A 7,333-nucleotide genomic window follows, 5' to 3' on the forward strand; every position below is an offset into this window, starting at 1 on the left:
ATCCGAACCAGCCGCCGTACCAGCAGCCATACACGGGGCCGATGCCACCGCCGCCAACGCAGCCTCAAGTCGTGTACGTGCAGGCGCCTCCGCCGCCCGTCCCGGGCCGCCGCGGCATGAGCCTTGTCGGCCACGGCTTCAACTGGACGCTGACGTTTTTCACGTGCGGGTTGTGGCTGGTGGTGTACGGGTTCTGGTGGGCGACGGTCCGGTCCCTCCAGGTGTGGAGGAACTGGCGTAACCGCAAGAAGTACAACAAGGTCTACGGGTGATCAGCGCGGCGGCTGGCAGCCATTCGCACAGGATACTGATCCGGGGATGAAAAGGTCCGGCCCATCGAGATCCACCATGGTCACCGGTTCCACGTCGACAGGGTCCCCGCATCCAGGACACGGTGGACTGTTCTTAGTCGTGAACTCTCCCCAGGTGTAGCCGCTCGCTCCGTGAACGCCGTCCCGCTCGCCCTCATCGAACTGGAAGTCGCTGTCGATCGTCCATGCGCTCATGCCACCATGCTGCCTGAGAAGGCCACAGCGAGAGGCGGATTGCGGTCAGCCGATCCAGGTGATGCTCTGCACGATGACGATGCGGTCCTGCTCGTTGATCCAGACGTGAACGACGCCGTCGCCGTGGTCGAAGGTAGCGAACCGGAACGCCTCATCGCCCATCACCGCGTCGCGGTGGGTGCGCTGCCACGGGTCGCGGCTGACCTCCACGAGGGTGTCGTACAGCGCGACGGACGGCCGTTTCGGCAGGCCCCGCACCTCCAGGTCAGCCTCGTCGGTGAAGACCGTCCGGTAGGGGTTCACGCGTCGTGGCGGGAGAAGACCTCATCCATGGAGACATACTCTCCGACACCGTCGCGTACGTCTTCGTAACGCTGATGAAAGTCCGGCTTGGCGTAGGCGAAGGCGAGGGCGCTCCACGTCTTCAGCAGCTGCCGAAGGCCCCGATAGCCGGCGAGGTCGTGGGAGGCGTCGACGGCGGCGTGGTACTCGGTGAGGAACTTGGGCCGCGCCTGCTCGGGGAGCCGGTCGTAGATGACCTGCGGGTCCCGCGGGTCCGGCTCCGCGTGCACGGGCTGGGCGCTCATGGGTCCGAGTGTAGTGGCACAGTAAGGTTATGGGCGATGTTCGCAAGCCGCTTGCGCACCTCGACGAATGTTCTAGGCCGGTCAGGTCACTCGATGTCGAGGCCAGTCGGTACGTCCTCAGGTGCTAGATCGGTTCTGAGGCGGACGTAGCGGGCGGCGTGTCTCCAGCGGCCGTGTTCCGCGGCGGCGTCCACCGCGATCTCCACGACGACGGTCGGCTCCACACGGGTGTATTGGATGGGTTCTTCGGCGCCTGAAAGCCCACCAGCCCACCCTGCGGGTAGCATTTCAGGCCACGGATGACCGCCGCCAGCGGGGGACAGAACCCCAGCGAAGCCAGCGCGGATCTGACGGCGGAGGGCGACAGAGCGGGCGACGAGACGCAACCGACCGCTGGAGGAGTACCGGCCGAGCAGCAGCGTCCGCGGCGCGTCGATGCCGTCGGTGACACCGCCGATGATCGCCTCGGTGGTCCACCGGTGACGAACCTTCCACCAGCCCCTCTTCCCCTCCCGGTACGGGTCGTCAGCGGCTTTGACGACGAGCCCTTCGATGCCTTGGACGGTGAGGAGCTCGAACCAGAGGGTGGCTTCCCCGCGGTCGGTCAGTTGCGGGCAGGGCACCACGAGGGACGTGCCGGGGACAGCGGCGAGGAGCTGCTCCAGTACCCGCCGCCGATCCGAGAGCGGCAGCGACCGGAGGTCCTCCCCACCGGCCTCCAAGACGTCGAACACGACGTAGTGGCAGGGCTCCCGTAGCGCCAGTACAGCGCGCTGCCCGCCGGCGACCTGACGGCGCTGCAGCGCGCCGAAGTCCAGGCGCCCATCCCGGGACCAGCGGACGATCTCCCCATCGACGACCGTCGCCGGTGGAAGGACGTCGAACACCGCGAGGGCGATCTCGGGGAAGGTCTCGTTGAACCGGGTCAGCCGGCGCGATGACAAGCTAACGCCGCCGTGCTCGTTGACGATCGCGGTAGCCCGGAACCCATCGAACTTGGGTTCGTAACGGCACCCGCCGGAACACTCCCACTCCTCGGGGATGTGGTCGATCGCTGTAGTGCCCATGGGGACTGGTGGCCTGTTGATGTGCACCCCCGGTCGCCCCCAACACCCCGTGGTTCTGCCGCGTGGTGTACGGCTACCCGCCACGCGGCGCGGAGCCTACGGGCCGGGAGATGCTTGACGGCGCGATGGGCGATTCGTGACCTCTGGATCAACAGAGCTGCGCCGATGCACACTGGCCAGATGGCGGGGGACAGGTACCTGGTGGGCCCGGACGGTGTCCGGGTCGAAGCCGTCGAGCTCGCCGACGAGGACGTCGCTTACGCCCGCCGCCGGCACCGGGACGCCCAGGCCGGGGAGGCGTTCTTCGTCGTGACCCGCCGCGGGCGCCTGGTCGGCTACTGCCGCGACATTGAAGAGGTCGCCGAACTGGTTGACCTTCAGAGCCTGCGAGGACCGGACAGTGCCGCTGAAGACGCCGGGTAGCTCATTCGACCGGGACCGTTGAGCCGAACCTCGACCACGAGCTCCGCCTTGCCGGTCGCGTCGTCCAGCGACGCCTTACCGAGGTCCTCGTGGGACAACTCGACCGAGCCGCCCTGCGCGATGAGAACCGCGATCAGCACGTTGCGAGTGTGGCGTCGGGACGGATGACGGTTTCAGCCATGGTCGCCACTCTCCTCGTCGGTGCCGGGGTTCTCTGGGCGGTCGGTGTCGTGGGCGGCCTGCTGAGCGTTCAGAATCACTCGGGCTTCGTCTTCGGACAGGACACCGCCCGTGGCCGCAGCGAGCTCGAACAGGCCGATCAGGTTGGCGAGCTTGCGCGCTGCTGCCGGTGAAAGGTCAGCCACCGCTCACTCCTCGGTGTCCGGCTTGGCGAGGAACTTCATGTCGTGGAGGGTCGCCAAGGCGGACAGGTGCGCGATCAGGTCCGCGACGTCACGGGCGAGGTTCTTCGCCGAGCCGAGCGCGATGCTGGTGCTGCTCTTGTCCAAGATCTCCAAGTCGCGCGTCAGAGACTCGACATTGCGCTTCACGTTGGCGAACTCGCCGCGGGCGCCAGCCTGGTGACGGCTGACCTGGCCCTCGAAGACACGGGCTGCGACCGGGTCAGGCTGAGCCATGACTACTCACTCCTTCGAGGTGGTTCACGTGGTCGGGACGCGTCTGGACCTGGGCGCTCGCTTCCAGGAGTACGCGGGCTTCGACGAGCAGCACTTCCGCCTCGTCCAGCTTGGGCGGGCCGAGCAGCGGGTGGTTGCCGATCCTGTCCACGCAAGAGGCCGTGACGTAGGCGTCGGTGGGGCGGGGCCGGACCCGCTCGCCCGGCAGGACCTCTCGGCCCTGTGCGATCAGGGCGACGAGCCGGTCGACGGCCTGGGCGCGGTCGGGCCCAGCGTGCCGCGGGCCGCTCATGCCGTCACGGCGACGAGGAAGACCTGGCCGCGCTCGATCAAGGCGAGAAGGAACTCGCCGAGCGACGTGCGCGCATGCACCCTGGTCGTCCCCGCAAGGCGAGGCGGGGGGAGTAGGTGCCGCCAGGCCGCAGGGTCGTGCGGTAGCAGGAGGACAACCCCGGCCCCGCGCCCTTCGCTCCAGCTGGCCGAAGGCACGGGCGGACGCCCGCAGGTCCAGGCGGTGACGTACCGGCCCGACGGCAAGTTCATCCATCGTCGGGGTCGTCGGCGAGCACGTCCGCTCTCACGATCACGCTGACCCCGCGCCCCCGCCAGTCGGGGGACGCAGCATGCAGATGCGTGCAGCCCGGGCTGGTCCGCTCCGGCCAGCGGCGCAGTCCGAGCAGATCCGTCCACGCGTCGAACGCGACCCGCCGGTCCGCGTACTCGGCCTGCATGCAGTCGCCGACCAGGCCGTGCTCGGTGACCTGCCACCAGACCACCGGCAGTTCCGCGTCTTCCGGCAGTTCCTTGTCTTCGCCGAACTCGAGCAGCTCGGCGAGGAGGCGTTGATTGCGGCGCTGCCACCGGCGGCGATCAGCATTAGTCACCGGGCCGTGGATGTTCGAGGACGTCACGGCTGTGCCACCTTCTTCCGCTGTGCGGCACGCAGCCGCGCCGTGCGCTCAGCCCTGGCGAGTCCGGCCCGCGCCGTCTTGACCGCCTCGTCCATCCGGTCGACGTGGTTCCGAACCTCTTCCACAAGCCCGACAACATGATCGGTCTGCGCCCATGGGCTCCACCTGTCACCTTCCGCGATGTTGTGGAACGCGATGTCGGACAGCACACGCATGAACTCGGCGCCCGCCTCGACGAGGGTGTCCCAATCCTCGGGCCGGTAGTCTTCGTTGGTGATCTCTACGGTCATGCGTGCTCCTGGGGGAGGGGGAAGAGAGGGGTGTGCTGTACGGCGTCGTCGAGCTCGTACACGTCGCCGCGTTGGTCCCATTCGGCGACGAGGGCGCGGGTGTTGACGATGGCCTGCTCGAGGCCGACCCCGTGGTTACGCCCCATGCAGGCTTTGCAAACGCATTCGGGTTGGGTGGCGTCGTAGCAGACCGCGTCGCACTGGCCGACGATGTCGGCTCCGCGACGGATGATCAGCAGCGACGCCATAGTCAGTCAGTCCAGGCTGCGCTCAAGCTGTGTCTGCGTGGCGTTAAGGTGCCGGCGGACCTCCTCAATGGCGTCGAGCGCTTCACCGGATCGTCCTTGGGCGAGGAGCGCGACCACGTCCTGCGCAGCGTCGGCGGCGCGGCCAGCCGCGCGCTCCGCCATCAGGACACTCATCTCCGTCACGAGGCTCACAGCGTCCCCCTGTAGGCGGCGAGGGGGAGCAGCAGCGACCAGGCGCCGGCGGCCATCGCGACGGCTTGGAGACGGGCCCGGGCGGTCACGACGCGGCGTCCTGGACGAGCCGGTAGCCGCTGTTCGTCGGTTTGAACCTCGACAAGGAGATCCTTGTGGCCTTCCCGCGCATGTCCCGCGCCCATGGACATGAGCGCCCGCGGTACTCGTCGATCTGCTGCTGAGCCACGTCGGTGTTGGTCAGGACCGTGCAGATGGCCTTGTCGCCGTCGATGCTTTCGACTCGAAAGGTTCGGCCCTCCGCGCGCTTGTCGTTGTCCGCCCAGGTCTGGCCCGGCTTGACGGTGGAGTCGGCGGCCACTAGAACGGACCCTCTTCGCTGAGTGGGTCATCGGTCCGGCGGACGTCCGCGCAGAACCCCGACCCGACCCCGAACGGCGCGCACGTGCACGGCCCGCCGTCGTGCTCAGCCCCGCGGTGCCGTTCCTCCGCCTGCTCCTCCAGCCAGTCGGTCGGGTCCGGGGCGTCGGCATGCGGGTTACGGTCGGCGTCGAGAGCGTCCTCGATGGCGTCCTGCTCGGCCTGCAAAGCGTCGTACGGGGTCATAGGGTCGCCTCCTTGGCGGTCGGTAGCTTGGCGAGCGGGGAGTGGGACCCGGCCGGGGTGGCGCGCACCGCAGCCCAGTCGATGTCGTCGAGGGCGGACAAGGCGTCAAGGTCACCGGCCCGGTACAGCGGCACGGTAGGCCGGGCCCGGCGCGACTGGAACGGCCCGAGGCGGCGTTCCCGCGGCGTCACTAGGCCCGCGCGGACGAGGTGCGCGAAGTCGCAGTCGCGGATCGTGAGGTGCCGAGCCGCCTCGACGCGGGTCAGCAGCCGGCCCCGCACCGCGGCATCCTCGAGCGCGGCACGGTCGGCGAAGGCTTCGAGGGTGCGCCCGCAGTACAGGGTGTGGCCCTTGTAGTCGCCGACGACCGGCAGCAGCCCCATCGTCGCGAGCTCGGCAGCAGTACCGCCTGGGACCGGCATGCAGAACCGCTCAGCGAGGTAGTCCTCGGCGCGGTTCGCTCCCACATTGGGCACCGACCCGACCGCCGTCCTGATCGCGTCGGCGCGCTCGGCGACCTCGTCGACTGCCGCGGCGGGCCACCGCCCTGCTCCGCTCGGTGCTGGGATGAGTCCGTCAGTCCGGGCGCGGGCGACCTGCCATTGGGTCAGGCCGAGCCGATTCGCTAACTGGATCGGTCCGTAGGAGGTGAGTGCTTGGCCGGGTTTGAAGGTGGTGTCGGTGGTCATGCAGTTGCCTCCTCGGCGATCTTCGGGGATTCGTCCTGTAGCCAGGGCCACGCGGCCCAGGTCAGTGATGATGTGTTGGTGCCAGTTTGCGGCCGTGCAACGCGATCACGGTCTGGCGGAGGAGTGCTGCAGGTGGCTCTGAGCGGGTAGTCCTTCACCAGCCACCACCGCATGGTCCAGTAGGTGGCGTTAAGCCGGTTCGGGTCACCGAGCGGGGACCCTGGCCAATGAAGTTTGAAGGGGGCCCGAGGGGAGCCCGGGAGGACAGGACCCACCCGTCCGGAGGTGGTTTGCCTGGCATGAACTGGCACGTGGCCACCCCGTGAGCGGCCGAAACAGCCCGGCGGGTCATCGAGTATCCCCATCCGGTACGTTCTCGGTGGTACTACTAATTGACCGAATGGCCGGACGCTCGGCGCCCGTCCGGAATGCCGTGGTCGGTGCGGCGCCGTGGTTGCGACAGCAGGTCAGGGGGTCAGCGGGTGCGGGTCTACTCCATCCCGATGCGGACGCGGTTCCGCGGTGTCACGCGGCGGGAGGGCGTCCTGATCCAGGGCCCCGCCGGCTGGGGGGAGTTCTCGCCGTTCGCCGAGTACGGCCCGGCCGAGTGCGCCCGGTGGCTGGCGGCCGCGCGTGAGGCGGCCCGGGAGGGCTGGCCCGCGCCGGTGCGTGACCGGGTCCCGGTGAACGTGACGATCCCCGCGGTCGGCCCGGAGCGGGCGTTCGAGATGACGAAGGTGTCGGGCTGCCGCACCGCGAAGGTGAAGGTGGCCGAGCGCGGGCAGTCCGACGCCGACGACCTGGCGCGGGTGGAGGCCGTCCGCGACGCCATCGGCCCGGACGGCCGGATCCGGGTGGACGCCAACGGCGGCTGGGACGTCGAGCACGCCGCGCGGATGATCCGGGCGCTGGACCGGTGGGAGCTGGAGTACGCCGAGCAGCCGTGCGCGACGCTGGAGGAGCTGGGGCGGGTGCGGCGGCGCGTGGACGTGCCGATCGCGGCGGACGAGTCGATCCGCCGGGCGGAGGACCCGCTGAAGGTCCGCGCCGCCGGCGCCGCGGACGTGGCGGTGCTGAAGGCGCAGCCGCTGGGCGGGGTCCGGGAGGCGCTGCGGGTCGCCGAGGCGTGCGGGCTGCCGGTGGTGGTGTCGAGCGCGGTGGAGACGTCGGTGGGGC

The 7,333-nt window shown here is 69.3% G+C and carries 17 protein-coding genes; 3 read left to right on the forward strand and 14 right to left on the reverse strand.

Features of this window, described 5'->3' with window-relative positions; all coding sequences use genetic code 11:
- Positions 1-71: 71 nt before the first annotated feature.
- On the forward strand, positions 72-272 hold the full coding sequence (locus E1298_RS01350; protein WP_131888872.1) for a hypothetical protein: 201 nt from the start codon (positions 72-74) through the stop codon (positions 270-272).
- A gap of 279 nt (positions 273-551) precedes the next feature.
- On the opposite strand, the gene E1298_RS01355 is transcribed toward E1298_RS01350, so the two are convergent.
- From E1298_RS01355 to E1298_RS01365, 3 genes are all read right to left on the reverse strand, one after another.
- Positions 552-809 carry a hypothetical protein gene (locus E1298_RS01355; protein ID WP_131888873.1) on the reverse strand — a complete coding sequence of 86 codons (258 nt, stop codon included), beginning with the start codon at positions 807-809 and terminating at the stop codon, positions 552-554.
- Positions 806-1,093, reverse strand: a complete 288-nt coding sequence (locus E1298_RS01360; RefSeq protein ID WP_131888874.1) for a DUF6247 family protein — start codon at positions 1,091-1,093, stop codon at positions 806-808. The genes E1298_RS01355 and E1298_RS01360 overlap by 4 nt, the downstream gene beginning before the upstream one ends.
- A gap of 86 nt (positions 1,094-1,179) precedes the next feature.
- Complete coding sequence (locus E1298_RS01365) at positions 1,180-2,160, reverse strand: ATP-dependent DNA ligase (protein WP_131888875.1); 981 nt, start codon at positions 2,158-2,160, stop codon at positions 1,180-1,182.
- A 180-nt stretch (positions 2,161-2,340) separates the two neighbouring features.
- Here E1298_RS01365 and E1298_RS01370 point away from each other — a divergent pair, with 180 nt between their 5' ends.
- Positions 2,341-2,583 (forward strand): hypothetical protein, encoded by a 243-nt coding sequence (locus E1298_RS01370; RefSeq protein WP_131888876.1) that lies wholly within the window; start codon positions 2,341-2,343, stop codon positions 2,581-2,583.
- On the opposite strand, the gene E1298_RS47650 is transcribed toward E1298_RS01370, so the two are convergent.
- The 11 genes from E1298_RS47650 to E1298_RS01420 form a co-directional block, all read right to left on the reverse strand.
- Positions 2,538-2,723 carry a hypothetical protein gene (locus E1298_RS47650; protein ID WP_165975238.1) on the reverse strand — a complete coding sequence of 62 codons (186 nt, stop codon included), beginning with the start codon at positions 2,721-2,723 and terminating at the stop codon, positions 2,538-2,540. The two genes, E1298_RS01370 and E1298_RS47650, sit on opposite strands and share 46 nt — an antisense overlap.
- Before the next feature lie 33 nt (positions 2,724-2,756).
- On the reverse strand, positions 2,757-2,948 hold the full coding sequence (locus E1298_RS01375) for a hypothetical protein (protein ID WP_131888877.1): 192 nt from the start codon (positions 2,946-2,948) through the stop codon (positions 2,757-2,759).
- Between the two features lie 3 nt (positions 2,949-2,951).
- Positions 2,952-3,221 (reverse strand): hypothetical protein, encoded by a 270-nt coding sequence (locus E1298_RS01380; RefSeq protein ID WP_131888878.1) that lies wholly within the window; start codon positions 3,219-3,221, stop codon positions 2,952-2,954.
- Complete coding sequence (locus E1298_RS01385) at positions 3,208-3,513, reverse strand: hypothetical protein (protein ID WP_131888879.1); 306 nt, start codon at positions 3,511-3,513, stop codon at positions 3,208-3,210. The genes E1298_RS01380 and E1298_RS01385 overlap by 14 nt, the downstream gene beginning before the upstream one ends.
- A gap of 247 nt (positions 3,514-3,760) precedes the next feature.
- Complete coding sequence (locus E1298_RS01390; protein ID WP_131888880.1) at positions 3,761-4,132, reverse strand: hypothetical protein; 372 nt, start codon at positions 4,130-4,132, stop codon at positions 3,761-3,763.
- Positions 4,129-4,422 (reverse strand): hypothetical protein, encoded by a 294-nt coding sequence (locus E1298_RS01395; RefSeq protein WP_131888881.1) that lies wholly within the window; start codon positions 4,420-4,422, stop codon positions 4,129-4,131. Before E1298_RS01395 ends, E1298_RS01390 begins: the two co-directional genes overlap by 4 nt.
- Positions 4,419-4,670, reverse strand: a complete 252-nt coding sequence (locus E1298_RS01400; protein WP_131888882.1) for a hypothetical protein — start codon at positions 4,668-4,670, stop codon at positions 4,419-4,421. Before E1298_RS01400 ends, E1298_RS01395 begins: the two co-directional genes overlap by 4 nt.
- A 6-nt stretch (positions 4,671-4,676) precedes the next feature.
- Positions 4,677-4,862, reverse strand: a complete 186-nt coding sequence (locus tag E1298_RS01405; RefSeq protein WP_131888883.1) for a hypothetical protein — start codon at positions 4,860-4,862, stop codon at positions 4,677-4,679.
- A gap of 85 nt (positions 4,863-4,947) precedes the next feature.
- Positions 4,948-5,223 carry a hypothetical protein gene (locus E1298_RS01410; protein ID WP_131888884.1) on the reverse strand — a complete coding sequence of 92 codons (276 nt, stop codon included), beginning with the start codon at positions 5,221-5,223 and terminating at the stop codon, positions 4,948-4,950.
- Positions 5,223-5,468: a hypothetical protein gene (locus E1298_RS01415; protein ID WP_131888885.1), complete on the reverse strand. Its 246-nt coding sequence runs from the start codon at positions 5,466-5,468 to the stop codon at positions 5,223-5,225. Before E1298_RS01415 ends, E1298_RS01410 begins: the two co-directional genes overlap by 1 nt.
- On the reverse strand, positions 5,465-6,157 hold the full coding sequence (locus E1298_RS01420) for a hypothetical protein (RefSeq protein ID WP_131888886.1): 693 nt from the start codon (positions 6,155-6,157) through the stop codon (positions 5,465-5,467). The genes E1298_RS01415 and E1298_RS01420 overlap by 4 nt, the downstream gene beginning before the upstream one ends.
- 503 nt (positions 6,158-6,660) lie before the next feature.
- On the opposite strand from E1298_RS01420, the gene E1298_RS01425 reads away from it, so the two are divergent.
- The coding region (locus E1298_RS01425) for an o-succinylbenzoate synthase (RefSeq protein WP_243725334.1) at positions 6,661-7,333 on the forward strand (673 nt) is incomplete at its 3' end.

Origin of the sequence: Actinomadura rubrisoli, from assembly GCF_004349215.1 — a bacterium.
GTDB lineage: Bacteria > Actinomycetota > Actinomycetes > Streptosporangiales > Streptosporangiaceae > Spirillospora > Spirillospora rubrisoli.